Source organism: Blattabacteriaceae bacterium, assembly GCA_036390115.1.
In the GTDB taxonomy this organism is placed as follows: Bacteria; Bacteroidota; Bacteroidia; order Flavobacteriales; family Blattabacteriaceae; genus DASQPV01.
On record DASWCM010000003.1, the window covers coordinates 181,986 to 208,875 of the forward strand.

Annotated in this window: 23 protein-coding genes, 1 tRNA gene and 2 pseudogenes; 13 read left to right on the top strand and 13 right to left on the bottom strand. The window is 30.1% G+C overall.

The features are described from left to right. Positions 1-678: 678 nt before the first annotated feature. From VF849_01170 to VF849_01185, 4 genes are all read right to left on the bottom strand, one after another. Complete coding sequence (locus VF849_01170; protein HEX9232641.1) at positions 679-1,662, bottom strand: dihydrolipoamide acetyltransferase family protein; 984 nt, start codon at positions 1,660-1,662, stop codon at positions 679-681. Positions 1,663-1,699: 37 nt separating this feature from the next. Further along, entirely contained in the window at positions 1,700-2,689 is a 990-nt protein-coding gene (gene pdhA / locus VF849_01175) for a pyruvate dehydrogenase (acetyl-transferring) E1 component subunit alpha (GenBank protein ID HEX9232642.1), read from the bottom strand. A 491-nt stretch (positions 2,690-3,180) separates the two neighbouring features. Then, positions 3,181-6,216 carry a preprotein translocase subunit SecA gene (gene secA / locus VF849_01180; protein ID HEX9232643.1) on the bottom strand — a complete coding sequence of 1,012 codons (3,036 nt, stop codon included), beginning with the start codon at positions 6,214-6,216 and terminating at the stop codon, positions 3,181-3,183. Beyond that, the gene (locus VF849_01185) at positions 6,213-6,401 is read right to left on the bottom strand and encodes a hypothetical protein (GenBank protein HEX9232644.1); all 189 of its coding nucleotides are present in this window, start codon (positions 6,399-6,401) and stop codon (positions 6,213-6,215) included. Before VF849_01185 ends, secA begins: the two co-directional genes overlap by 4 nt. A gap of 30 nt (positions 6,402-6,431) precedes the next feature. On the opposite strand from VF849_01185, the gene fmt reads away from it, so the two are divergent. Further along, positions 6,432-7,370: a methionyl-tRNA formyltransferase gene (gene fmt, locus VF849_01190; protein ID HEX9232645.1), complete on the top strand. Its 939-nt coding sequence runs from the start codon at positions 6,432-6,434 to the stop codon at positions 7,368-7,370. Position 7,371: 1 nt separating this feature from the next. On the opposite strand, the gene prfA is transcribed toward fmt, so the two are convergent. Next, the gene (gene prfA / locus VF849_01195; protein HEX9232646.1) at positions 7,372-8,439 is read right to left on the bottom strand and encodes a peptide chain release factor 1; all 1,068 of its coding nucleotides are present in this window, start codon (positions 8,437-8,439) and stop codon (positions 7,372-7,374) included. A 93-nt stretch (positions 8,440-8,532) separates the two neighbouring features. Here prfA and rho point away from each other — a divergent pair. From rho to trpA, 8 genes and pseudogenes are all read left to right on the top strand, one after another. Beyond that, positions 8,533-9,672 (top strand): annotated as a pseudogene (gene rho, locus VF849_01200) (transcription termination factor Rho). Positions 9,673-9,697: 25 nt separating this feature from the next. Then, positions 9,698-11,113: a chorismate-binding protein gene (locus VF849_01205; GenBank protein ID HEX9232647.1), complete on the top strand. Its 1,416-nt coding sequence runs from the start codon at positions 9,698-9,700 to the stop codon at positions 11,111-11,113. Then, a complete protein-coding gene (locus VF849_01210; GenBank protein ID HEX9232648.1) occupies positions 11,095-11,667 on the top strand; it encodes an aminodeoxychorismate/anthranilate synthase component II in 573 nt (190 codons plus the stop codon). Before VF849_01205 ends, VF849_01210 begins: the two co-directional genes overlap by 19 nt. Further along, on the top strand, positions 11,667-12,638 hold the full coding sequence (trpD, locus tag VF849_01215; protein HEX9232649.1) for an anthranilate phosphoribosyltransferase: 972 nt from the start codon (positions 11,667-11,669) through the stop codon (positions 12,636-12,638). The genes VF849_01210 and trpD overlap by 1 nt, the downstream gene beginning before the upstream one ends. Positions 12,639-12,648: 10 nt before the next feature. Continuing rightward, positions 12,649-13,431 carry an indole-3-glycerol phosphate synthase TrpC gene (locus VF849_01220; protein ID HEX9232650.1) on the top strand — a complete coding sequence of 261 codons (783 nt, stop codon included), beginning with the start codon at positions 12,649-12,651 and terminating at the stop codon, positions 13,429-13,431. Beyond that, the gene (locus tag VF849_01225) at positions 13,428-14,051 is read left to right on the top strand and encodes a phosphoribosylanthranilate isomerase (GenBank protein HEX9232651.1); all 624 of its coding nucleotides are present in this window, start codon (positions 13,428-13,430) and stop codon (positions 14,049-14,051) included. The genes VF849_01220 and VF849_01225 overlap by 4 nt, the downstream gene beginning before the upstream one ends. Then, the gene (trpB, locus tag VF849_01230; GenBank protein HEX9232652.1) at positions 14,048-15,217 is read left to right on the top strand and encodes a tryptophan synthase subunit beta; all 1,170 of its coding nucleotides are present in this window, start codon (positions 14,048-14,050) and stop codon (positions 15,215-15,217) included. The genes VF849_01225 and trpB overlap by 4 nt, the downstream gene beginning before the upstream one ends. 42 nt (positions 15,218-15,259) lie before the next feature. After that, positions 15,260-16,027: a tryptophan synthase subunit alpha gene (trpA, locus tag VF849_01235; GenBank protein ID HEX9232653.1), complete on the top strand. Its 768-nt coding sequence runs from the start codon at positions 15,260-15,262 to the stop codon at positions 16,025-16,027. Here the strand turns inward: trpA and tilS are convergent. Next, positions 16,024-17,313 (bottom strand): tRNA lysidine(34) synthetase TilS, encoded by a 1,290-nt coding sequence (gene tilS, locus VF849_01240; GenBank protein HEX9232654.1) that lies wholly within the window; start codon positions 17,311-17,313, stop codon positions 16,024-16,026. The two genes, trpA and tilS, sit on opposite strands and share 4 nt — an antisense overlap. Beyond that, positions 17,303-17,800, bottom strand: coding sequence for a shikimate kinase (locus tag VF849_01245; protein ID HEX9232655.1), 498 nt, complete (start codon positions 17,798-17,800; stop codon positions 17,303-17,305). Before VF849_01245 ends, tilS begins: the two co-directional genes overlap by 11 nt. 119 nt (positions 17,801-17,919) lie before the next feature. On the opposite strand from VF849_01245, the gene VF849_01250 reads away from it, so the two are divergent. Then, positions 17,920-17,992 (top strand) — tRNA-Lys (locus VF849_01250). Here the strand turns inward: VF849_01250 and VF849_01255 are convergent. Genes VF849_01255 through dapA form a run of 3 tightly spaced genes read right to left on the bottom strand, consistent with a single transcriptional unit; the run spans position 17,990 to position 19,880 of the window. After that, positions 17,990-18,292 carry a hypothetical protein gene (locus VF849_01255; GenBank protein ID HEX9232656.1) on the bottom strand — a complete coding sequence of 101 codons (303 nt, stop codon included), beginning with the start codon at positions 18,290-18,292 and terminating at the stop codon, positions 17,990-17,992. The genes VF849_01250 and VF849_01255 overlap by 3 nt on opposite strands. 17 nt (positions 18,293-18,309) lie before the next feature. Further along, a complete protein-coding gene (bamD, locus tag VF849_01260) occupies positions 18,310-18,969 on the bottom strand; it encodes an outer membrane protein assembly factor BamD (GenBank protein HEX9232657.1) in 660 nt (219 codons plus the stop codon). Beyond that, the gene (gene dapA / locus VF849_01265) at positions 18,966-19,880 is read right to left on the bottom strand and encodes a 4-hydroxy-tetrahydrodipicolinate synthase (protein ID HEX9232658.1); all 915 of its coding nucleotides are present in this window, start codon (positions 19,878-19,880) and stop codon (positions 18,966-18,968) included. Before dapA ends, bamD begins: the two co-directional genes overlap by 4 nt. A gap of 35 nt (positions 19,881-19,915) precedes the next feature. Between dapA and obgE the strand changes: the two genes are divergently transcribed. After that, complete coding sequence (obgE, locus tag VF849_01270; protein HEX9232659.1) at positions 19,916-20,896, top strand: GTPase ObgE; 981 nt, start codon at positions 19,916-19,918, stop codon at positions 20,894-20,896. A gap of 73 nt (positions 20,897-20,969) precedes the next feature. Here obgE and fumC read toward each other — a convergent pair. The 3 genes and pseudogenes from fumC to lipB all read right to left on the bottom strand — a co-directional run bounded on the left by fumC (position 20,970) and on the right by lipB (position 23,322). Beyond that, a pseudogene (fumC, locus tag VF849_01275) lies at positions 20,970-21,266 on the bottom strand (class II fumarate hydratase). Positions 21,267-21,860: 594 nt separating this feature from the next. Further along, positions 21,861-22,403, bottom strand: a complete 543-nt coding sequence (locus VF849_01280; GenBank protein HEX9232660.1) for a transaldolase family protein — start codon at positions 22,401-22,403, stop codon at positions 21,861-21,863. A gap of 232 nt (positions 22,404-22,635) precedes the next feature. Next, positions 22,636-23,322, bottom strand: a complete 687-nt coding sequence (gene lipB / locus VF849_01285; GenBank protein ID HEX9232661.1) for a lipoyl(octanoyl) transferase LipB — start codon at positions 23,320-23,322, stop codon at positions 22,636-22,638. A gap of 13 nt (positions 23,323-23,335) precedes the next feature. On the opposite strand from lipB, the gene ilvD reads away from it, so the two are divergent. Together ilvD and ilvB are read left to right on the top strand one after the other, a co-directional pair. Further along, positions 23,336-25,036 (top strand): dihydroxy-acid dehydratase, encoded by a 1,701-nt coding sequence (gene ilvD, locus VF849_01290; protein ID HEX9232662.1) that lies wholly within the window; start codon positions 23,336-23,338, stop codon positions 25,034-25,036. 1 nt (position 25,037) lies between these two features. After that, positions 25,038-26,738, top strand: coding sequence for a biosynthetic-type acetolactate synthase large subunit (gene ilvB, locus VF849_01295; GenBank protein HEX9232663.1), 1,701 nt, complete (start codon positions 25,038-25,040; stop codon positions 26,736-26,738). Positions 26,739-26,890: the final 152 nt, after the last annotated feature.

Consider the following 26,890-nt stretch of genomic DNA (forward strand, 5'->3'; position numbering starts at 1 on the left):
TCTTAAAAAAAGTTTTCTCTCATAAGAGAGAAATTTTATAATCATTGGAAAAATATTTTCTATAGAGACCTTACTGTTGTATTTTTTACTCTAATCATATAGAATTTTTTTCTTATGAAAGGCTTCATAAATGATTTAAAAAAAATACCAATTTAGTCTTTATGGAATGTATTAACAATACGGCTGTTTTAGCTGGAATGTTAACAACTAAGAAAAAGATCGGAAAAAGCATTCCGTTATGCGCTTATTTATTTAAAAGTATATTTTTAATATTCGTTACTACTTTGATGACAATTTGGTATATTACACTTATAAGTGTAATATACTTGATTTTTTCCCCAGACTGTCCAAAGTTTTTTTAAATTTTTGTAAGACAGTATGGAATTCGTAGATTTAGCTTTTTATAATGTTTTTGCAGCATACGCTGGTTCATGCAATATATTCCTAATATGATTGTCAGTAATTTTAGTTATAAGATTTTTCGCTAAATTTTTAATAAAATTAATGGCAGACTTAAAGAGATCAGCTTCCTTCGGAAGAATTTTATTAGTAGAAAATTTAATTTTCTACTTTTTTGGGAAAAGTTTTTCCAAAGATTATTTTTTTTTGCTAAAAGCTCTACGTATTTAGATTTTTTTATCTATTGCTTACACAATAAGATTGTTTTATCCTTTTAGTTTAAATTAAACTAATAAAAGGATCCTCTATAAATTTTTTTAGAGTCCTGAAGTATTCAGCAGCTACTGAACCATCTATTATACGATGATCACAAGCTAATGTAGTTTTCATTGTATAGCCTGTAGATAATCTACCTCTTTTAATAAAGGGTTTTTCAACGATAGTTCCAACTGAAAGGATGCAAGAATTAGGCTGGTTGATGATTGAAGTAAAAGATTCTATTCCAAACATTCCTAAATTTGAAATAGTAAAACTACTTCCCTCTATTTCTTTAGCTTTAATTATGCTAATTCTAGCACGGTTAGATTTCTCTTTTACTTCAAAAGAAATTTGTTTTATAGATTTTTGATCTACGTGAAAAATTACTGGAACGAGTAATCCATATTTTATGGATACAACTACGCCTATATTTATATAGGCATTATAGACAATATTTTCCTCTGTCCAAAAAGCGTTTATTAATTTATGTTCAAGAATGGCTAAAGCAGAAGCTTTAATAATAAAATCATTAATTGTGATTTTTACATCTGTAAGTTTTTTATTTACTTCCTGTCTCAATTGAAGAATTTTCTCCATATCTATTTCCATTGTCAAATAGAAATGAGGAGCTGTAAACTTTGATTCGCTTAAACGTTTTGATATAATTTTACGTGTGGATGAATGTTTTTCTATTCTTTGTGGCTCTCTGTCATTTTTATCTACATATCGTTTATTGGTATCTTCTATTAGGTCGCTAATATCTTCTCCTTCTTCACCTATAATAGCAAGAATTTTATCTACTTTAGTACTTTCACCTTCCTCTAATCCAGCATAAAGCAATATTCCACTAACATCAACTTCAAAATCTTGATTGACCTTGTCTGTTTTAATTTCAGCTAAAATATCTCCTTCTGAAATTTTATCTCCAACTTTTTTATACCATCTGATCAACTTTCCTTCTTCCATAGTATCACTCAAACGTGGCATAGTTATTATTTCTGCCATATATGTTTGTTATTATCTCAAATTAAAATCAAGACATTTAATCAACAAATGGATAATTTTTTTGTTTTGAAACTAATTCATACATCTGTTCTATTTTAGGTAAATGCGAATTTCCCTCAAAGAGAACAGATGATTCCACTTCTGATTTTGCTTTTTCTTCAAAATATTCTAATTGTTTTTCTGAAGCCCATTGATTTATCAATATCAATTTTTTTACTCTAAGTATAGGGTCTTGTTTTTTATACTGTTCCACCTCTTCTTTAGAACGATAAGTTTCTGAATCGGATATGGAATGGCCCCTATATCGATAGGTTCGAACATCTAAAAAACTTGGGCCTTTTCCAAGACGAGCTCTCTCTATAGCTAGATTAGCTGCTTTAGCTACTTTTGCTGGATCCATTCCTTCTACTGGATAAGAAGGCATATCGTAAGCGTATCCAATTTTGTAAATCTCTTTAAGATTAGTGCTTCTATCGATAGAAGTACTCATTGCGTATCTATTATTTTCACAAATAAAAACTACAGGCAATTTCCATGTCATTGACATATTAAAAGTCTCATGTAAAGAACCTTGGCGAACGGCTCCATCACCCAAAAGTGTAATAGTCACGTATTTTCTATTGAAGTACTTATTTGCGAAAGCAATTCCTGCACCTAGTGGTATTTGGCCTCCCACTATACCATATCCTCCATAAAATCTTTTTTCTTTATCGAAAAGGTGCATAGACCCCCCCATACCTCTAGAAGTTCCAGTAATTTTTCCTAAAAGTTCAGCCAAAACTTTCTGGGGAACCACCCCCAGTGCAATAGATAAAATATGACAACGATAGGCCGTTATCATCTGATCTTTAGTAAGATCCATCGCATGGCTGACTCCAGCTGGAATTGCTTCTTGTCCATTATATAAATGCAAAAATCCCCTTATTTTTTTTTTTAAATATAAAAATCGGCATTTATCTTCAAATCTTCTCCAGAAAAACATATTTTGGAACCATTTAAAATAAGTCTGGGAAGTAATTTCTTTCATTATGTCTCTATTTATTATTTTTAGATGGAATGCATTTTATATTTCGGATATTTTACTAAATTACACTTTTTTTTTTCAATGCTTTTGGATAATTTCATTTTCTTTATAAAAACAAATTCTTGTGCAAAAGAAAAGTGAAAAAGAATTGGATTCTCATCATTTAATACCTTTTATTGTAAAAGCTGCCCCTTTATGGGGAAGAGTTTTTAAGGGTAAAAATCCTCAAAGGAAAATAAAATTCCTACATTTAAAGCTCTATTTTTTTACTCTTTTTTGTTTGGCGATTTTTAGTAGGATTTATTATTGGATCTGCTATAGGACTTAATTACTTATTCTATATTAAATTGCATACTATTACATGCATTAAATAATTTTATAGGAAGTTTATATTTTTCAGTCCAAAGAAAAGGAAAAGTATTAGGAAAAATATTGGAATGTATAATAAATAATCATTATATATTTTTAATATAGATACTTTTTATGCTAGTTTTTTATTTTTCTAAAATGGGAGGAATGTAGACCCTAAAAAGGAAAGACAAAGCTCCTTTGTTAATTTCAAAAATAACTCTTTGAAAAAGATGAAAAGCTTCTCTTTTATAGATTAAAAGAGGATCTTTTTGTTCGTAAATAGAGTTTTGAACATAACTACGTAGATTATCCATATTATTGATATGATCTTTCCACTTTTCGTCTATAATTTCTAATATTACCATTTTTTCAATATCTTCCATAAAAGCACGACTTTCGTAAAGTCTCCCTAAATCTGAAGTAAGATAAAAAATTCTAGTTCCATCAGAAATCGGAATGGTTACTTGAAGGCATTCTTTAATACCGTAAATAATTTTTTTAATCTTTTCAGATAGAGATTCTTTTCTTTCTGTATAAATATTAATTATTTTTTTGTATATTACATCAAGGGATTCATTTGGAGAAAACTTCTCTAAATCAATGGTAAATTCTATTTTTAAGAGACTATTCAACTTTTGTTCAATATTTTTTACCTCTTTACTTTTAAGTAAATCATATAGGAGATCATAAAGCATCATAGAAATATCTAAATGAATATTTTTCCTAAATAAAACATTTTGTCTTTTTTTAGAAATTATTTCTCTTTGTTTATTCATTACATCATCATACTCTAGTAATCTTTTTCGAATGCTGAAATTATTCTCTTCAACTTTTTTTTGAGCATTTTCTATAGAACGAGTTACCAAAGGATGTTGAATCACATCACCCTCTTTATGACCAAAACGGTCCATTAGTTTAGCTAAATTACTTGATCCAGAAAAAAGACGTATAAGATTATCCTCTATAGAAACATAAAATTGAGAACTTCCAGGATCTCCTTGACGTCCTGCCCTCCCTCTTAATTGTCTATCGATTCTTCGAGAATCGTGTCTCTCTGTACCCAAGATAGCCAAACCAGAATCTTTAACTTCTGGAGATAATTTAATGTCAGTTCCTCGTCCAGCCATATTTGTCGAAATAGTTACAACTCCGTAAATACCAGCTTTAGAAATAATTTCAGCTTCTTTTTTATGTTGTTTAGCATTTAATACATTGTGAGGAATATTTCGGCTTATTAACATCCTACTAAGAAGTTCAGAAACTTCTATAGAAGAAGTTCCTATTAACACAGGCCGCTTCTCTTTCTGAGAAAGTCTAAAAATATCATTAACAATAGCATTGTATTTTTCACGCATTGTTTTAAATATAAAATCTTGAGAATCTACTCTCTGTACCGGAAAATTAGTTGGGATAACTACTACTTCTAGTTTATAGATTTGCCAAAATTCGCTAGACTCTGTAGCTGCAGTTCCCGTCATTCCAGAAATATTTTCATATATTCTGAAATAATTCTGCAAGCTAATTGTAGCAAAAACTTTGCTGGAAGATTCTATTTTAACGTTTTCTTTTGCTTCAATAGCTTGATGTAATCCATCAGAATAACGTCTTCCTTCCATAATCCGTCCAGTTTTTTTATCTACAATTTTTACTTGGTTATCGACTAAAACATAGTCTACATCTCTCTCAAAGAGAGTATAAGCTTTAAGTAATTGATTAAGTATATGCAAACGCTCCAATTTAATGGAGAAATTTTTTAACATTTCCTCTTTTTGGAAATTTTCTTCTACCTGATTAAGCATTTTTTTCTCCAGAAGTGCAATCTCTGCATTTATATCGGGTAGAAGAAAAAAATTAGGATCGTTTTCCTCTTTAGAGATAGATTCAATACCTTTTTCAGAAAGGTCAACAGAATTATTCTTTTCGTCAATAACAAAATACAGTCCATAATCAACTTTTGGCATTTCCCTATTGTTATCCCGCATGTATTTATCTTCTGTTTTTTGCAAAATAAAACGAACATTTTCTTCCTGTAAAACCTTAATTAAGGTTTTGAATTTTGGTAATCCCCTATATACTTGAAGGAGTTTAAATCCTCCTTTCTCCTTATCTCCTGATTTAAGGAGATAACAAGCTTCTTTAAGAATTTTGCTAAGTTCCATACTCTGACGTTCAATTAAATGAACTACTTTAGGTTTGAACTTATCGTAGATATTACGATTGTTTTGATTTTCTGATCCAGATATAATCAATGGGGTTCTTGCTTCGTCTATTAAAACTGAATCTACCTCATCAACAATAGCATAATGAAGATCACGTTGAACTACTTCTTCAGGTAGTTTTGCCATGTTATCCCGCAAATAATCAAAACCAAATTCACTGTTAGTACCATAAGTAATGTCAGCTTCATATGCTTTTTTCCTAGAGGAAGTATTAGGAAGATATTTATCAATACAATCTACTCTTAATCCATGAAATTCCATAATTGGAGCCATCCAAGCAGCATCCCTTTTAGCTAGATAATCATTAACAGTAACGATATGGACCCCTCTACCTACAAGAGCATTAAGATAAATTGGTAAAGTGGCTACTAGAGTTTTTCCTTCGCCAGTTGCCATTTCAGCAATTTTTCCTAGTTGTATAACTACGCCTCCAATAAGCTGAACGTCGTAATGGACCATATCCCAAACAACCGTTTTACCTAAAACATCCCAAGTGTTTTTCCATATAGCTTTATCACCTAAAAGGGTTACATAATTTTTTTCTCTAGAAAGACGCCGATCAAAAGGCGTCGCAATAACGCAAATCGTATTGCTTTCTCTAAATCTTCTTGCAGTATCTTTTACTAAAGCAAAAGCTTCAGGAAGGATCAGTTCTAGGGTATCTCTTTCAATCTTTAATTGCTCTTTTTTTAATCTATCAATCTCAATTTTTTCTTGAGTGTAAAAATGAGTATTTTGAACTTTTTTTTCAAGTTCTTTAATTTTTTCTATAATTTTTTTGGTATTTTCTCTAATTTTAATTTTAAATTCCTCAGTCCTAGATCGTAATCTCTCATAGGAAAACGATGCTATAATAGGCTCTTTTTCTTTTATCTTATTTAAGTAGTTTTCTTTAATTACTCTAAGTTCTTTTTCGTTTTTCCCCCCAATAAACCTATTAAATATTTTTTTAAAGTTCATATTCTTCCTGATTGTAGGAGATAATCTTCATCAGATATTGGACAATCTGGCCAAATATCCTGAATGGTGTTATATACCTGATAATCATCTAGTTCTTTCATCCCTCCACTTCTAAGTGCATAATCAATGAGCGTAGATTCTGCAGATTTTACTGCAATATAAGCAATTAATTCACAATTCCACATTGACTATAATATTTTATTTTAAATTTAAATATGAGTAAACGAATTGGGTTTTTTGGAACAAACATTTTTTCTGCAGTTTCTTTGAAACAAATTTGGGAAAAAGGATATCTTATAATGGGAGTAATTACTCCTATTGATAAAAACTATGGAAGGGGTTGTAAAAAGCATAAATCTATAATAAAAATAATTTCTAAATCCCTAGGATTACCTTTATTACAACCAACTAATCTTAAATCAGATTTTTTTTTAGAATCTTTAAGAAAATGGAAAGCAGATATACAAGTTGTAGTCTCTTTTAGAGTTCTTCCAAAAGAAGTTTGGAGCCTTTCCAAAATGGGAACTTTTAATTTGCACGCTTCATTATTACCTGAATATAGGGGTGCAGCCCCTATACACTGGGCTATTATACATGGGGAAAATAATACTGGATTAACGACGTTTATTATAAACGATAAAGTAGATATGGGAAAAATTCTTCTTAAGAAAGAAGTACAGATTGGAAAGCAAGAAACATTTGGCGAGCTTCATAATCGCCTAGCAGGTATAGGATCTAATCTTGTGTTAGAAACTATAGAAGGAGTACTCCTAAAAAAAATAAAGCCTTTTCCTCAACTTTCTTCAAATTTTAAAATTGCTCCAAAAATATCAACACAGGATTGCCTGATTAATTGGCATTCTTCCGTAAAAGTCATCTTCAATAAGATTAGAGGATTAAGTCCACATCCAAGTGCTTGGACATTTATATATTCGAAAAAATATAAAAAAAGAATGAAAATTTATAGGGGTAAAACTTTAATTACAGAAAATAATGAGTATTCTGGACGAGTAATAATAACATCATCAGAAATAAAAATTTCTGCCAAAGATGGATATATTTTAGTTTTTGAGGCTAAAATAGAGGGAAAACGAAAAATGCAAAAAAAAGATCTTATTAATGGTCTTATACAAAAAATTTTAGTATGTTGTTAATTTAAACAAATTTTTCTAGAGTTTCGATTGATCTAAAAGCATCAATCATTTCTTGAATATTTCCGTTCATAAATTCTTCAAGAGAATAAATAGACTTATTTATCCTATGATCCGTTACCCTTCCTTTGTGATAATTATAGGTTCTTATTTTTGCAGACCGATCTCCGGTTGAAACTAAAAATTTTCTTTCATCAGAACGTTCTTTTTTTTTTCTATCCAATTCAATTTGATAAATACGAGAACGCAAGACTTTCATAGCCTTTTCATAATTTTTATGTTGGGATCTATCTTCTTGACATTCAACAAAAATTCCAGTTGGAATATGTTTTAAACGTACCCCAGTTTCTACTTTATTAACATTTTGACCACCTGATCCACTTGATCGAAAAGTTTCCCTTTTTATATCTGAAAGATTCAGAGCAACTTCTATATCTTCTATCTCTGGAAAAACAGCTACGGTTATAGCTGAAGTATGTAACCGACCTTGAGCCTCTGTTTTTGGTATCCGTTGCACCCTATGTACCCCTGATTCAAATTTCAATATTCCATATGCTCCTTTTCCAAAAACATTTAAAATGATTTGTTTATATCCTTTAACATCTGATGCTTGTGCATTCAATAATTCAGATTTCCATCTCATGGATTTGAAATACATTGTATACATTCGGTAAATATCTTCAACAAAAAGACAAGCTTCGTTTCCTCCAGTTCCAGCACGAAGTTCAATAATAGCATTATTCTCATCTTCCTGTTTTTTCTGAATATTCAGAATATCTTTTTCTAGATAAGACAAAACGGATAAAGCTTTATATCTCTCAATATGGGCTAATTCCTTTATCTTTGGATCTTCTTCTGTTATTAATATTTTATCTGCTTCTGCGACGTTTTCTTTATAAGTTTTAGAAATTCTATAGATTTCTACGAACTTTTCAAGGTATTTTAATTCACGTATAAGAGATCCATATTTCTTATGATCTGCGATAATATCTGGGCTAGTTATTAACTCTGAAAGTTCATCAAAACGATGTTTTATGCTTTCAAGTTTTTCGAAAAAAAATTTATTTTTCATTAGCAAAAAATTATGATATATGAGAAGACTCTCAATATTGAAAAAGAAAAAAAATTAGTAGAATATTTTTTTACTAAAAAAAAACTTAAGAACATTCTTAATGAAGGTGTTTTAGAAATAATACCTGATTATAATTATGGATTTTTAAGATACTCTAATTTTAGTTATTTAGCCTCTACTAAAGATATATTTGTATCTAAGTATCAAATTCTACTTTTTGGCCTAAAGACTGGGGATACAGTAAAAGGAAAAGTTCGTACTCCTAAAAAGGTGGAAAAATATTTTACCTTGATTAAGATCATCTCAATTAATAATTGTAACCCTTATAAGTATAAGGGAAGAAAAATAATCTATTTTGAATACTTAACTCCTTTATTCCCAATGGATAAATTCAATCTTTCTGGAAAGAAAGCTACTTTGTCTACTAGAATTATTGATCTTTTTTCTCCAATTGGTAAAGGCCAGCGTGGCATGATAGTAGCTGCCCCAAAAACTGGAAAGACTACTTTACTTAAAGAAATCGCAAATGCTATTTCAGCTAATCATCCAGAAGTATACTTGATGATTTTGTTAATTGACGAACGACCTGAAGAAGTAACCTACATGCAGAGAAGTGTTCAAGGAGAAGTTATTTCATCAACTTTTGATGAATCAGCTGAAAAACATGTTCAAGTAGTTAAAATGGTTTATAAAAAAGCTAAAAAGCTGGTTGAATGTCAACATGATGTTTGCATTTTAATGGATTCCATTACCCGAATGTCAAGAGCCTTTAATACTGTATATCCATCTTCAGGAAGAGTCTTATCTGGAGGTATTGACGCAAAAGCGTTGCATAAACCGAAGATTTTATTCGGAGCAGCTAGAAATATAGAAAATGGAGGATCCTTGACAATCATTTCTACAGCCATTATTGATACTGGATCAAAAATGGACGAAGTTATTTTTGAGGAATTCAAAGGTACTGGAAACATGGAACTACAACTTGATAGAAATATTTCTAGTCGTAGACTTTATCCATCCATAGACTTGTTTTCTTCAAGTACAAGAAGAGAGGATCTTCTTATTGATACTGAAACACTACAAAAAATTTGGATTATCCGAAAATCTCTTTCTGAAATGAATCTACTAGAAGCAATAGATTTTTTACGCTACCGTATTTATAAAACAGAAAACAATAAAGAGTTTCTTGATTCTATGATTGAGAATAGGAAAATTATTTATCAAATCGAATAGCAATAATATCCCTAAAAATCAAAACATGTCATCAATATTTCTTTTTAAGACTTTTAAAGAAAAATATTTTTCTGAAAACGTTAACCCTGTAAATTTATATTTAAAACTAAGAGATTATTTCCCCAAAAGTTTACTATTCGAGAAAATATGTGCTTCCATTCTTTGTATAGATCCAATTTCAGAGATTTGGATTGATAAAAATCAGGCCAATATTTCTTATCCAAACGATTACTCAGAAAGCTTCCTTATTGGAAGTAGATCAGAAGTTCAGAGGATAATCGATAATTTCTTTAAAAAATTTAGATCGGAAAATATAGCTTCTCCTTATTCAGGTTTTTATGGATATTTTTCCTACGAAAGCATTCAATATTTTGAAAATATTTCCTTAAAATCTCCCATAAAGTACCCCTACCGTATTCCTCAAATACGTCTTAAATTTTACATTAATCTTATAATATTTCATACTTCTTGCGAAGAAATCATTTTTGTCAAACATAATTTGACTGAAAAAAAAGGAATTTATTCAATTAAAAAATTGAATAATTTTCTTAAAAAAACGAAGAAAAATTATGTTTTTTCATTTAAAATTTCTGGACAACTAGACTCTAACATAAGCAATGAAGAACACAAAAATATGATTATACAAGCAAGAACATATTGCTTGTATGGAGATATCTTTCAAATCGTTCTATCTAGACAATTTAGTCATAAATTCATAGGAGATGAATTTAATGTTTACCTATCTCTTAGGGAGATAAATCCATCTCCATATTTATTTTATTTCGATTATGGAAATTACAAAATATTTGGATCTTCTCCAGAAGCACAATTAATCGTCAAAAAAAACCTCGCTTCCATTAATCCTATTGCTGGAACGATTACTCGATCTGTAAATAAAATGGAAGAAAGTATCGTTGTTCAAAAACTTCTCCTAGATCCCAAAGAAAATTCTGAGCATATCATGCTTGTTGATTTAGCTAGAAACGATTTAAGCAGAAACTCATCAAAAGTAAGAGTGGAAAGTTTCAAAAAACTTCAATATTTTTCCCATGTTCTGCATATGGTTTCCAGAGTTTATGGAAAACTATATTCTGATATTTCTACAATGAGAATATTCAGGGAAACATTCCCTTCAGGTACTCTTTCCGGAGCCCCAAAATATAGGGCTATAAAAATTATAGACCAGATAGAGAATCAACATCGTGGAATTTATGGGGGAGCTATCGGTTTTTTAGGACTAGACGGAGGAATGGATTCATCTATCATTATTCGATCCTTTCTAAGTAAGGAAAACACTCTGTTTTTTCAGGCAGGAAGTGGCATACTCTATGAGTCTAAAGAAGATAATGAAGTTCAAGAAGTAAAAAATAAGCTATCGGCTTTGTTTAAATCCATAAATTTTTCCAAAAAAAATTTAAAACTATGGAGGGTAAAATATTAGTCGTAGATAATTACGACTCCTTTACATACAACTTAGTATATATGGTAAAAAAGCTTTCAGGAAAAAATCCAGATGTATTTAGACATGATGAAATATCTTTAGATAATGTTGAAAATTATGAAAAAATAATACTTTCTCCAGGTCCTGGAATACCAAATGAATTTAACCTTCTAAATTCTCTTATTAAAGTTTATTCCTCAACAAAAAGCATATTAGGAATATGTTTAGGTCTCCAAGCTATTGGAGTTGCATTCGGGGCAAAATTAATAACCACAAAAAAAGTTTATCATGGTAAATCTCATTATATACAGATTAACGATTCTAAAGAAGTTCTTTTTAAAGGATTACATAGAAAGTTTAAAGCTGGACGTTATCATTCTTGGGTTTTGTCAAAAGAGGATTTTCCAAATGATTTAAAAATCACGGCACTTGGTCCATTAAATGAGATTATGGCAATCAGACATAAAACATACGAAGTACGTGGATTACAGTTTCATCCTGAATCTATTTTAACTACACAAGGAGAGAGAATAATAGGAAATTGGCTTACATAATGAAAGAAACTCTTATCTTCCACAAAAGTTTATACAGGGAAAAAGCCAAACGTATTTTTATAAACATATTTATGAATCGATTGAACCGATCAAATATAGGAAAACTCATTACTCTTTATAAGATGAGATTTCCTTCTGTAGAAGAAATAGAAGGCTTTCGAGAAGCTTTTATGCAATTTTGCATAAAAGTTTATTTGGGAGATTTACCAGTCATAAACATCGTTGGATCTGGAGGTGATGGGAAAAACACTTTTAATATTTCCACTTTAGCTTGTTTTGTTGGCTCTGGTGCTGGCTGTAAGGTAATTAAGCATGGAAATTACAGTGTATCCTCTATTACTGGATCTTCCACCCTTTTAAAAAAACTAGGATATACTTTTCCAAAAAATGAAAGTCAATTAAAAAAAAATATTGAAATATCTGGGATTTGTTACCTTCACACTCCTCTATTCCATCCTCATTTAGATAAGATATCTAGAATTCGAAAAGAACTCTCTATAAAAACATTTTTTAACATTCTTGGTCCACTTATTTCTCCAATAGAACCCAAAAAATTTTTAATAGGAGCAAGTGATTTTTATATAACCCAGCTATATAATATTTTTTATCAGAAAACTGATTCTAATTATTCTATAATTCATAGTCTTGATGGATATGATGAAATTTCTCTAACTGATAATTTTATATGCTATACTAGAAAAGGGGGAAAACTCTACTCCCCTAGGTCATTAGGAAAAAAAAATGATGAAAATGAAGTAATTGGGAGTAAAAGTATTGAAGAAAATACTAATATATTTTTTGATTTTCTTTCAAAAAAGGGTACGTTTGCACAAAACGAAGTTGTATTAGCAAATACTGCTTTTGCTTTAATGCTGTTAAATAAAGAAAACTTTGAGAAAAGTTATTCTCTAGCTAGAGCATCTTTAAAAAACGGAAAAGCAAAAGAAGTATTAAAAAACTTTCTTAATTAAAGAGAATATTATGAATTTTCTTTCCAAAATTCTTTCTAAGAAGAAAGAAGAGATTAGAAAAAATAGTAAAAAAAAATCAATAGAAGAACCAAGAAAGTGTCTTTCCCTATCTAATAGCATTAGAAAAAGCAAAACTGGAATCATTGCAGAATTCAAGAGAATCTCTCCTACTAAAGTACTTATTAACGAAAGATTTTTTATAGAAGACGTAGTTATAGGATATGAAAATGCTGGTGCATCTGGTGTATCAGTTTTAACTGATGATAAATATTTTTCAGCTAGAAATGCTGATCTACCTAAAACTCGGAAAAACGTTTACCTTCCATTGTTACGGAAGGATTTTATTATTGATGAATCCCAAATAATAGCCTCCAAAGCAATAGGAGCTGATGCTGTTTTATTTATTACGGAAATTCTTTCAAAAGAGGTGCTCATAAAATTCGTTAAAAAAGCTAAGAATATTGGATTGGAAGTAATAATGGAACTTCATTCTGAAAAAGAACTAGATAAAATTACCATAGAGGAAGAGATTGACGTTATTGGTCTTAATAATAGAAATTTAAAAAATTTCTCAATAGATATTGAGTGTTCGGTCCAGTTATCTAGAAAAATAAATTTTTTTAAAATTTCTGAAAGTGGAATTTCTAATCTTGGAGAGATTTTCTTCTTAAAAAAGTTAGGGTTTCATGGCTTTCTAATAGGAGAAAGTTTTCTTAATTCTTCTAATCCTTGGAGTATTTGTGAAAAAATTCTACAGATTAATAATAATCTTCCTTCATTTAATGAAGAATGAAAAAAAAAATTAAAATAAAGATTTGTGGAATGAGAGAATTTTCCAATATTTCGTCTATTTCCATGTTGAAACCTGATATGATGGGTTTTATTTTTTATAGACACTCTCCTAGATTTGTTGGAGAAAATTTTATTGCTCCTAATTTAGGAAAAATATCTAAAGTTGGGGTTTTTGTGAACGCTTCGGTAGAAGAAATCTTAAGGAAAAGCTTTGAAAACAGGATTAAAAAGGTCCAATTGCACGGAGAGGAAAGTCCAAATTTTTGCCAAAAAATATCTAGAAAAGGATTGAAAATAATCAAAGCATTCCAGATAAAGGACTCTTTTTCTTTCGAAAAAGTAAAAGCATACACTGAGGTCTGTTCGTATTTTCTTTTCGACACACTTACTCCAAAATTTGGAGGAAGTGGTAAAAAATTTTTTTGGGAAAAACTTTCTGAATATAAAGAACCCACTCCCTTTTTTCTTAGTGGAGGAATAGGGCCTGTGGATAGTTCCCCCATTCTTTCGATTTCACATTCGAAATTATTTTGTATTGATATGAATAGTCGTTTCGAAGAAAAATCGACTATAAAAAATAAAATTCTATTTAAGAGCTTTCTAAAAGAAATAAGAAAATGATAGCAGACGAAAAAGGATTTTATGGTCAATTCGGGGGATCTTTCATACCTGAAATGCTTCGCTATAATATTGATGAAATTAATAGTCAATACAAAAAAATTGTTGAAAAAAAAAGTTTCCAAAGAAAATTGAATAATTATCTGAGAGATTATGTAGGGAGACCTACCCCTCTTTTCTTTTGCAAAAAATTATCCTCTATTTATTGCTCTAATATTTACCTAAAAAGAGAAGATTTAAATCACACAGGATCTCATAAAATAAATAATGCGTTAGGTCAAGCTTTGTTAGCTAAAACTCTGGGAAAGAGAAAAATTATTGCAGAAACAGGAGCAGGTCAACATGGAGTTGCTACCGCAACAGTTTGTGCTTTTTTAGGAGGTCTTGAATGTATTATATTTATGGGAAAAAAGGATATAAAACGTCAATCTCCCAATGTTTCCCGTATGAATATGCTTGGAGCAAAGGTAATTCAAGTTTTTAGCGGCCAAAAAACTCTTAAAGATGCCGTAAATGAATCTATACGTTTTTGGATTAATCACCCAGAAAGCTATTATTTGATTGGTTCTTCCGTAGGGCCCCATCCATATCCAAAAATGGTAACAGAATTTCAGTCAATTATTAGTGAGGAAATACGGGAACAACTTCTTAAAAAAGAAGGCGTTACTTACCCAAATTACATACTGGCTTGTATTGGTGGGGGGAGTAATGCTTCTGGTGCTTTTTATCATTTTTTAAATAGAGAATCAGTAAAGCTTATTGCAGTAGAGGCAGCTGGAAACGCAAAAACTTCTGAAACATCTACTGTTACTCTTATAGGAACTAAGGGAGTTTTACATGGAAGTATATCTATAATAATGCAAAATGAAGATGGACAAATTGTTAACCCTTGTTCAATATCAGCTGGATTAAATTATCCAGCCATTGGACCAATGCAGGCTCATTTTTTTGATAGTAAAAGAGTTCAGTTTATTAGTGTAACTGACGAAGAAGCTTTGCAGGCTGCTTACGAAATTTCTAAACTTGAAGGAATTCTTCCTGCTTTAGAAAGCGCTCATGCCTTAGCTATCTTGCCGAAGTTATTTCTTAAACGTGAAGATTTGGTAATTGTCAATCTCTCAGGTAGAGGAGATAAAGATATGAAAGCTTATATTCATCATTTCACTTAATCATATCACTTAAATCTCAGAGGAGGCTAAAATTTTCACCCTGTGAACTCTATAAAAGAATGTTTTTTTGAAAAAAAAAAGTATATATTAAGTATTTATTTCACAGCAGGTTATCCAAATATAAACAGTACACAAAAAATTTTTAAAAAATTACAAGAAATTAAAGTAGTGGACATTATTGAAATAGGCTTGCCATATTCAGATCCTTTATCTGACGGTGTCATTATTCAAAATAGCAGCCAAAAAGCTATAGAAAATGGGATAACCATCAAGCTATTCTTCAGTCAATTTTATGCAATTAAAAAAAAAAAACCCATAATCCTTATGGGCTATTATAACCAGTTTATAAAATTTGGAGAAGAAAGATTTTTAAAATATTGTATTAAATCTGGAATATCTGGTTTAATTTTTCCAGATCTTCCAGTTGAAATTTATAAAAGTAAATACCTCTCTCTTTTTAAGAGCTTTGATTTACCCTTGATTTTCCTAGCAACCCCCAAAACTACTGATAATTCTATTCTTATGCTAAGTAAGATAACAAGAAGTTTCTTGTATTTGGTTTCTTCCTCCTCAACTACAGGGCCTAAGAAAAAAATTAGTTATGAACAATTATTTTTTTTTGAAAATATTAAAAATTTAAATTTTAATATTCCTAAATTGGTTGGTTTTGGAATATCCAATAAAATACATTTTAATATAGCTTGTTCTTCTTTTGAAGGGGCAATAATAGGAAGTGAATTTCTCAGTTTTTTAGAAGAAAAAAGATTAGAAGAAAGTATTGAAAATTTTTTAAATTTTTTTTTTGCTTAACTTAAATGAATATTTAATACATGTTTCGTTTTTTCAGTTACCTTAAATCTATCGTCTAGTCTTCTTTTTACAATCCATACTATATCATTATAAGCATTTGTCAAAATCCAAATATGATCTTTTTCAAAAAGGGAAAGTTTTTCGTCTTTAAAATACTTACTTAATTTTTTCTTAAAATTTAAAGGATAAAAATAATCGCCTTTTTTCCAAGTTCTTAACTGTAAAGGCCAGTGTAATTTATACAAATCTACGGCAGCATCTGCTGATGCTTCAATCTTATTATTGAAGGAAAAATATAAAGAAAAAGGGGTTTTTTTAGGTAAAAGATCTATTATTTTATAGACTTTTTGCTCTATATTTATTATCCTAGGCACAAGGATCCAATAATTTCTATCTTTTAGAATTCTGTATTTTCTTGAAAATATTTGCTTTCCTGATTGTGCGTTTAAAAGCCGAATCATATCAGTAATATTTACAAAACCATAAGGGGAAAATAATTTAAAAAGACAAGTAGTTAGAGTTTGGATTTTTTTCAGTTTTTTACAGTTTATTTTCCAAAAATAGGGATGGAATGTTTTTTCTTCAGTAATTTCTTCAGAAATTTTTTGTAAATATTCATTTTCTAAATGAGAAGTATCATACAGATAATTGATCGTTTTTTGGAAATTTTTGGAAAAATTTATAGAAAGTTTTTTTAAAACTGGGACTAAGCAGTTACGAACACTGTTTCTAAAATATTCATTTTTACTATTGCTTGTGTCTTCTCTCCAAGAAATATCATATTTATTGGCATAAGAGATAATTTCTGCTTTAGTCAAAGTCAAAAGTGGCCGTATATATTGCTTTATTTTTTTAGGAATGCCTAAAAACCCTTTAATTCCAGTTCCTCTAATAAGATTAAGAAAAAAATTTTCTATAGAATCATCTAAATGGTGACCTAAGGCAAGAAAATCGTAAGATTTTGTTTTTAGCAATTGCTCAAACCAATCATAACGAAGTTCTCTTGCCGTAATTTGCATATTTTTATTTGCAATAACATTAAAGCGTTTCTTATATAGAGGTATATTTTTTTTTTTACAAACGTCAGTTACGAAGGTTTCATCTTTATTAGAAAAATCTCCTCTTAACTGAAAATTAGCATGAACAACACCTAATGGTCTCCTTAGTTTAAGGAGAATATTTAATAGCGTCATGCTATCGATTCCTCCACTTACAGCCACAAGAATTTTTTTATCTAATGGAAGGATTTTTTTAATCTCTCTGAAAAGTTTTTCTTCATTTAACATCTTTTAAAAGACTTTTTAGGTAAAAAACTATCTCTTCAATAGATTTACCTTTAATAGATATTTTTTTTTTAGCTCTTTCGTAGATGCCCTTTCTCTCAGAGAGTTGATTATTTATGAATATCAATAAAGATTTATCATCTAAATGGGAAATTATAGGTCTGGTTTCTCTTTGTAAACGCAATCTTTCAAATAAAGAAGAAACTCCGTATCTTAGGTAAACAGTGCATGCTTTTTCATTCATTATATTTATATTTTCATAATGGCAAGGTGTTCCTCCACCTAAGGCTAGTATATAGGATTTGGAGTTGTTTAAAAACTCTTTCAGAGTTTTATGTTCTATCTTTCTAAAGAATAATTCCCCATTTTTTTTGAATATGTCAGAAATAGACTTTTTTTTCTTATTGCAGAGAAGATTATCAATATCATAAAAATAATGCTTTAAATATGAGGAAAAAGCATGACCCACGAAACTTTTTCCACATCCCATGTATCCAACTAAAATTAAGTTAAAAAAAAAATTATTACGGTTTAATACTATATAATTTTGTTTTTAACAATTAAATTTACATTTTAATTTTGCAAATTTTTTTATTTTATATACACCAAGACTTGGTAGCTCAGTTGGTAGAGCATTACACTTTTAATGTAAGGGTGCTGGGTTCGATACCCAGCCAAGTCAATTGTCCCTATCTAAAAATTCTTGTGTAGCAAGTACAGTTGGGTGAGGAATTTCCTCAAATAACTTGGAGATCCCAACTGTTTCTTTATTTTCCAAAATTTCTTCTAGTGACTTATCTTTAAAAGAATAAAATTTTTCCATTTTTTGAGAGATTTCATCTTTGATAAGTTTATTTATTTTATAAGATCGTTTACTCAATCTTAAAATAACAGCATAAATGCTTTCTCCAGATTTTTCTATTTTTTTAATATCGAAAATTTTAATTGTTTTTGGTATTTTTTTTAGTTTTCCGAAATCCATATATAATTAAATGAAGTTTATAACTTTTTCTTGGAAAGAAACATATAAAAAATAGCCTCTTCTCTGAAACTACTGTTTCTAAAATCTCTAAAATCATTGAGGAAGTTTTTAAAAGATACGTAAGCTGCTTTATATTGCATCATGTTATAATAAGTTTTTGATCTTTCGAAAGATTTTTTTTCGGTAATTTTTAACAATTTTTCTAATAATTCTTTAGCTTTAGAAGAATTTTTCTTATATGGATATTTTTTTAAAAAAAATCTTAGCCTTTCTATAACTAAATAAGTATTCTTCTGATCAAGCTCAAAATCTTTTGAAGATAAATAAGAGCAATAAGCGGATTTAAATAACGCTTCTTCGGAAAATTTATCATTTGGATAAAGATGGTAAAAGTTGGAAAATTGAACTCCTGCTAAAAAGTAATTTTTTACCTTAAAATTAGACCTTGCTGTCTTATAAAGAAGAGCTTTTTTCAATTTCTCTTGATTAATAGAAACTAAACGATTAAATAATTTTAGAGATTTTTCATATTTTTTACTTTCGTAAAGTAAACAAGCTTGATATAAAATTTTATCGGAACTATTGTTAGTTCTCTCTATAACTAGAGAATTGTTATTTTTAGAGAGAAAAAACACCCCTATTATAGGAATAAAAATTTTAAAAAACTTACAGATCATAAGAGTAATTTTTTTATTATGGATTTAGTTACTTTTCTATATTCTATCTTAATTTTTTCTCTAAGGGTTAGAGAAGCTTTAACTAATGGCAATCTAACGTTAGATTCGCAAATTCCAATAATTTTTAACAAAGCTTTAATTCCTGTTGGATTGCCTTCTTCAAAAAGAAGATGAATCATCTCTATAAGATTATAGAATAATATAAAAGCTTTTTCAGGCTTATTTTTTTTTGCTAAAAAAATCATATCAGAAAATTGTTTAGGAAAACCTTGAGCTATTACAGAAATAGCTCCATCACCTCCACCTAAAATAATAGGTAAAGCCAAAGAATCATCTCCAGAAATTACTCTGAAATTTTCTGGTTTTTTATTAATTATTTCATAAGCTTGGAAAAGATTTCCAGAGGCTTCTTTAACTCCTACTATATTGGTAAACTCGTTAGCTAAATGAACAATAGTTTCTGTTAGTATATTAGAAACTGATCTTGATGGAACATTATAAATCATTATATCAGAAGTTGTATATTTAGCAATATACTTAAAATGTTTATAAAGTCCAATCTGGTTTGGACGGTTATAATAAGGCGAAACAGAAAGTATACATTCAAATTCAGCGAGATCCGTCTTATAAATTTGCTCTATCACTCTTTCAGGGTCATTTACCCCAATTCCTAATATTAATGGAAGGTTTTTTCCATTAGCTGATTTAATACTATTGATAATATCAATTTTTTCTTTTTCTTTTAAAGAAAAAGGCTCAGCTGTACTTCCTAGTAAAACTAGATAAGAAACTCCTCTTTCACTTGTAAAAGCAACAAGTTTTTCAAGATTTTTAAAATCAATTTTTCCCTTTTCTCTAAAAGGAGTTATTAGAGCCGCCCCAGTTCCATATAATATACAATTGTGATCCATATTCTTAAGGAGAATTATTGTTTTATTAAAATAAAATGTATAAAAATTTTATAGATTACGTTAAAATTTACTGCAAAAGTGGAAAAGGAGGATCTGGATCTGTACATTTTCGTAGAGAAAAATTTAGAGGTCCAGATGGAGGAAATGGAGGAAATGGAGGAAATGTAATATTTAGAGTAAATCATAACTGCTGGACTCTTTTACATTTAAAATATAAAAAGCATCACATAGCTGAAAACGGGTTTCCTGGGGGAAAGAATAGACTAAGTGGAGCAAAAGGTAAAAACTGCGTTATAGAAATCCCAATAGGGACAGTAGTAAAAAATGATAAAAATGAAATTCTTCTCGAGATTACAAAAAATAATCAGGAAAAAATCCTTTTCAAAGGAGGAAAAGGGGGATTAGGTAATTGGACTTACCGAAGTTCTAAACCTTGTTATTCTCAATATGGGATGAAAGGTAGAGAAGGATGGATTATTCTTGAACTAAAACTTTTATCCGATGTAGGGTTAGTTGGATTTCCAAATGCAGGAAAATCTAGTCTATTAGCTGCAATTACCTCCTCTAAACCTAAAATTGCAGATTATTCATTTACGACCCTAACTCCTTATTTAGGGATTGTTTTTTGTTCTGATTATAGGGATTTTATTATGGCAGATATTCCAGGTCTGATTGAAGGAGCTACTAAGGGTAAAGGACTAGGATATAGATTTTTAAGACATCTTGAAAGAAATTCTGTTCTTCTTTTTCTTATTCCAGCAAACTCTAAAGATTTTGAAAAAGAGTATGAAATACTCTTGTCTGAACTCCGAGAGTATAATCCATGTTTGCTTGAGAAACCTCGTTTAATAGTTATTTCTAAATCTGACTTAATTAATGAAAATATTAAATACCATATAAAGAAAAACTTATCTTTTCAACCCATTTTCATTTCTTCAAAAAATAAAGAAGGATTGATAGATTTAAAAGAAAAATTATTGGAGAAAGTACAATCTTCTACTTATTTCTTTAGATAATATAGATTTATTGTCATTTTTCTGGTATTACCCAAGAATCAAACTGTTACCCAAACGTATAGCTTCTTCCTTCACCTTTTTTGTCTGCTGATTTAGCAATAATTGCTGATTTTTCATATCCAATTTTTGTATTTAATACTGTATCAAGCATTAGAGATCGATCAAGTAATTCTTTTTTCCTTTCTGAATTCGGAATAATTCCATCGACACAATTTATACTGAAGGTAACAAGCATCTCCTATCAAACGAGCTGATTGTAAAAAATTATAACCAGTTTAAAAACATTTAATTTTAAATTTCCAAAAGAATTTGCTATAGAAATTGTAACATCGTTACTCATTACCTGAGCACAAACCATGCAAAGTGCTTGCATACAGAGAAGCTATCTATCATTAGATAGCTTCATTACAGAAAGCTGTTTTACCTAAGGTGAGATAAACGGGAGTAGATGCAGTTACAACAGCGGTAGGCCAGTGTTAATGGCGTAGCGTCTTCCTCTATCTCTTTAAAAGCCTCAGTAAAGGAATTTTGCAGTTTTTTTTAGCCCACATACACCAATTCTTTAAATACTCATTGCTGTAGGGTAAGTGTGCCCCTAATGACCTCATTAAGATTCATATCAGAATGTGTACAGTTTGCCAAACTACCACTCTCATCACAGACTTGTGATATTAAATTCCTTTTTTTTTCCTCGATTAAGCCTTAATCAAAATTAGCATAAGCAGCAGCTTTTTTAAGATAGGCAAAAGCTCTACGAAGGCATAGAACAATCTTAAAATTACTTCTTGAACGTTCTGTCTGTGCACCCCACATATGGGACCTTAACTTTTACTAAAGTGTCTATTTATATGCGAAAATTCATTGCTTTTTAATTTTATGATAGATGTTATTCCTTTTCTAGGTTTTTTATTTTTTTTATATATGAGCATATAAGGTTTTTGGTGCTTGATTTTTCTAAGTGCAATTATTCCATTTTGGAGCACGCCTTTAGTGTTTCTATTAGTGTTTCTAAAGGTGTAGAGACAGCGTCTATTCCAATTTTAGCACATTCTCCAATGCACATTGGATTCTGGATTGAAGCAGCAAGAATTTTAGTTATAAAACCATAATTATTATAAACTAGTCTTATATCCTTTAAGCTATTATAAGAAAAATCTTGAACGTAAGAAGCTCTCGCCTTAGCTGCTAAAATTGCTTGACTAAGAGAAAATGCTAATGTACAGTTTGTTTTAACGTTTCTATCGGAAAAATACCGAACGGTTTTTAAGCCTTTCATGGGGATTTTTCCGACAATCTGTGGATGTAAATCTACTAAAAACTCCGCTTCTTTAACTATACCATAAAAATCATTGGAAATTACTTCCACGCTTACATCCCTCTCAATTAGATAGCAAATATTTTGATAATGTTTAAAAATATTCCTGTTTACAATGATGTTTTCTTTAGCTATTAAAGATGGATTTGGAGTTACTCCATCAATTATTCCTAAATCTTTTGCTTGACGAATTTTTTACAGATTTGCTGTCTCAATAAAAAAATACATAATATTCACACTTAACCTAACAAATATAAATAATTATTTTTGAATATACTTCTACAATAAAACGTTATTTACCCTGTAACCCATTCATATTGCCATTAAAGTCATACTCCTTTAATAAAAAAATTCCTGCCCCAAATGCTATTTATTAAGCAAAAAATATAAAACAAAATTAAAGATATGTCTTCTCTCTCTAGTTCTAATTTAGAATCACTACATCAAATACGTTTTCAAATGATTTTTTGACCTTTTCTTTCAGATCTTTCATTGGTATTTTTTCATGCAACTCTCTAGCTAGAGAGGTTACTGATTTATTTCTAATCCCACACGGTATTATATATTTGAAATATTTCAAATTAGTGTTAACATTAATAGCAAAACCATGCATACTTACCCATCTACTCATTCTAATTCCTATTGCACAAATTTTTCTAACTTTGGAAGTTCCAACATCAATCCATACCCCAGTCTCTCCAGATGATCTTTCCCCCTTTAAACCATAACAGTATAAAACCCGTACTGTGACTTCTTCAAGCATTCGTAAATATTGAAGAATATCAGGAATAAAGTATTCCATATCTAAAATTGGATAAACAACTAGTTGGCCCTCTCCGTGAAAAGTGATATCTCCACCTCTATCAATTTTGTAAAAACAAGCTCCAAATCTTTTAAAATCTTCTTCAGACAAAAGAAAATGTTGAACATCTCCCCCCATACCCAGAGTATAAGAATTGGGATGTTCAACAAATAGTAAATAATTTGACGGTACTTTTCTATTTTTTTTCAAAAATTTAAAATGAGCTATTTTCTCAAAAAGTACGCGTTGATATTTCCATGTTTCTTTATAATCTTTCTTTCCTAAATCTTCCAAAAAAACTTTTAGCATTTTAAAAAAAAATATGAAGAAAATAGAAAAAACGAATCATTTTAGTTCTAAAATTACTAAATCGCTAGATTTGCCCGCAGCACAGGCTATGCTTTATTCTTCTGGACTAGAAGAAAAAGATTTTAAAAAGGCTCAAGTGGGAATTGTAAGCAATTGGTATGAGGGGAACCCATGTAACATGCACCTAAATAAGTTGGGAAAGAAAGTAAAAATTTCGATAGAAAGCCAATCAATGATTGGCTTTCAGTTTACTACAATAGGTGTAAGTGATGGTATATCAATGGGGACATCTGGAATGCAGTATTCTCTTCCTTCTAGGGAACTTATTGCAGATAGCATAGAAACTGTTGGATACGCACATCATTATGATAGTTTAGTAGCGATACCTGGCTGTGATAAAAATATGCCTGGGGCAGTAATGGCCTTGCTTCGACTTAACAGACCAGCTATTATAGTATACGGAGGAAGTTCCTCCTCCGTATACTATAAAGGTAAAAAACTTAATATTGTTTCAGCATTTGAAGCTTTAGGGGAAAAAAAAGAGAATAATATTTCAGAAAAGGAATATCGGAACATTATCAAAAATTCTTGTCAAAGTTCAGGATCATGTGGTGGAATGTATACTGCTAATACGATGGCATTAGCATTGGAAGCAATGGGAATGACTCTTCCTGGTTCTTCTTCTTTTACAGCAACTAGTTATGAAAAATACAAAGAATGCCATAAAATAGGTCCCGCAATAAGAAGACTTATTGAAGATAATATAAAGCCCAAAGATATAGTTACCAAAAAATCTATTGAAAATGCAATAACGTTGACTGTTGCTTTAGGGGGGTCAACTAATTTAGTTTTGCATTTGTTAGCTATTGCTAGAACCGCTGAAATTGATATAAGTCTAAAAGATTTTCAAGAGAAAAATAAACAGGTTCCTCTAATTGGAAATTTAAAACCTAGTGGTTCATATCTTATGGAGGATTTATCTCCTTTTGGAGGTACTCCTGTTATAATGAAATATTTATTCAAATTCGGGTTTCTGCATGGAGATTGTCTAACTGTAACAGGTCGAACATTGGAAGAAAATATTCAGGGTTTTCCTGATCCTGAAATTGATGAAATGTTTTTTACTCAAAAAGTAGTATATCCATTAAATAGTCCCATTAAAAAAAATGGGCATATAGTTATTTTATACGGTAATCTTGCTCCTTCTGGAGCAGTAGCTAAAATTACAGGGAAAGAAGGGTTTATTTTTTCTGGATTTTCTAGAACTTTTAATTCTGAAGAAGAAGCGAATAGAGCCATCTTAAATAGGGAGATTCATGTTGGGGACGTAGTCGTTATTCGATACGTCGGGCCTAAAGGAGGCCCAGGAATGCCAGAAATGCTCAAGCCAACTTCTTGTATTGTTGGGGTAGGACTGGGAAAAGATGTTGCATTGATTACAGATGGGCGATTTTCTGGTGGTTCTCATGGTTTTGTGATTGGACATATTAGTCCAGAGGCCCAAGTTGGGGGTCCAATTTCCTTAGTTGAGGATGGAGATTTAATAAGTATAGATGCTAAAAATAAAAGAATAACTTTAAAAGTTGGAAAAGAAGTTCTTCAAAAAAGAAGAAGTAAATGGGCCCCTCCTACCCTAAAAGAAAATAGGGGATATTTATATAAATACGCTAAATTGGTATCTTCTGCAGAAGAAGGATGCATTACTGATAAATAGCATGTATAGGGGAAAAACATGCTGTGGTTCTGAAATTTTGATAAAGTCTCTTTTAGATGAAAAAGTTAATTATGTATTTGGCTATCCAGGTGGGACAATCATGCCTGTTTATGATGTTATGCATTTTATGAGAGAAAAATATATTAATCATATTTTAACTAGGCATGAACAAGGGGCTATTCATGCTGCTCAAGGTTATTCCAAAGTTAGTGGAAAGGTTGGGGTATGTCTTACTTCTTCTGGACCTGGAGCCACTAATTTAGTTACTGGATTGTCAGATGCGATGGTGGATAGCTCCCCCATTGTCTGTATCAGTGGGCAAGTATCCTCTTCTTTAATTGGAACTGATGCTTTTCAGGAAATAAATATCATCGATATTTCTTTATCTGTCACGAAATGGAATGTTCAAGTTCCATATGCAGAATATATTTATCCAACTATTCGAAAAGCTTTTTATATCTCTAAAATTGGAAGACCTGGGCCAGTACTTGTTGATCTTACTAAGAATGCTCAGTTTCAGAGAATCCATTTTTATGGGGGCCCTTATGGATTTGAAAAGTATAAAAAAGAGATTATTTACATAAATAAAATTAAAAAGGCTGTTGAACTAATTAATTCTGCAACTAAGCCATTCATAATATTTGGACAAGGAGTTATTTTAGCTAATGCAGAAGAGGAATTAAAAAAATTTGTTGAAAAAACAGGAATACCATTTGCCTGTACACTCCTAGGATTAGGTGCATTAGATAGTGAACATCCTCTTTTTATGGGAATGCTAGGAATGCACGGAAACTATGCTCCAAATGTTTTAACCAATAAGTGCGATGTTCTTATTTCTATAGGGATGCGATTTGATGATAGAGTAACAGGGAATATAAATGGATATACCCAAAAAGCAAGTATTATTCATTTAGATATAGATCCTTGCGAAATTGATAAAAATATCCCTTGTATTCTCCAAATACTTGGAGATTGCAAAATTACATTACCGAAATTTACATCTCTTGTAAAGAAAAAGAGTCATGGAGAATGGCTAAAAAATTTTTTATATTTAAAAAATAAAGAGGAAAAAATTGTTTTAAAAAATGATCTTTATCCGAATCCTAAAAAATTTACTATGGGAGAAGTCATTCATAAAATAAATCAGTATAAAAAAAATAACGCAATATTAGTAACTGATGTAGGACAGCATCAAATGATCGCTTCCAGATATTTTAATTTTTCTCCTAAAAGGAGCCAAGTTACTTCTGGAGGTATTGGGACAATGGGATTTGCCCTTCCAGCATCTATAGGTGCTAAAATTGGAGGAAAAAAAAATCGCCAGGTAATTTGCGTAACAGGAGATGGGAGCATTCAAATGACTATTCAAGAACTCGGAACCATTTTACAGAGCAATATTACTGTAAAAATTGTATTGCTCAATAATAATTTTTTAGGAATGGTACGGCAGTGGCAACAACTTTTCTTCGAAAAACGTTATTCGTATACTGAATTAGTCAATCCAAATTTTATTAAGTTGTCTAGAGCCTATGGAATTTATGGAGAAAAAGTACAGTTTAGGAAAAATCTCGTTACAGCAATAACAAAAATGTTTTATGAAAGTAATGGTCCTTACTTTCTTGAAGTAATTATAGAAAAAGAAAATAACGTTTTTCCAATAATACCTTCATTTACAAAAGTAAATGAAGTTCTGTTAATGTAAATTAAAGTAGAAAAAGATTCGTATGATCAAATCAATAATTTCATCACTTCCATTCCCAATAAATATTTTTTTATCACAAATATTTTTAATAAATGAGATCTCTTTCTTAAGTTCTACTTGAAAAGGATTCGGATAACGGTGATATACCTCAC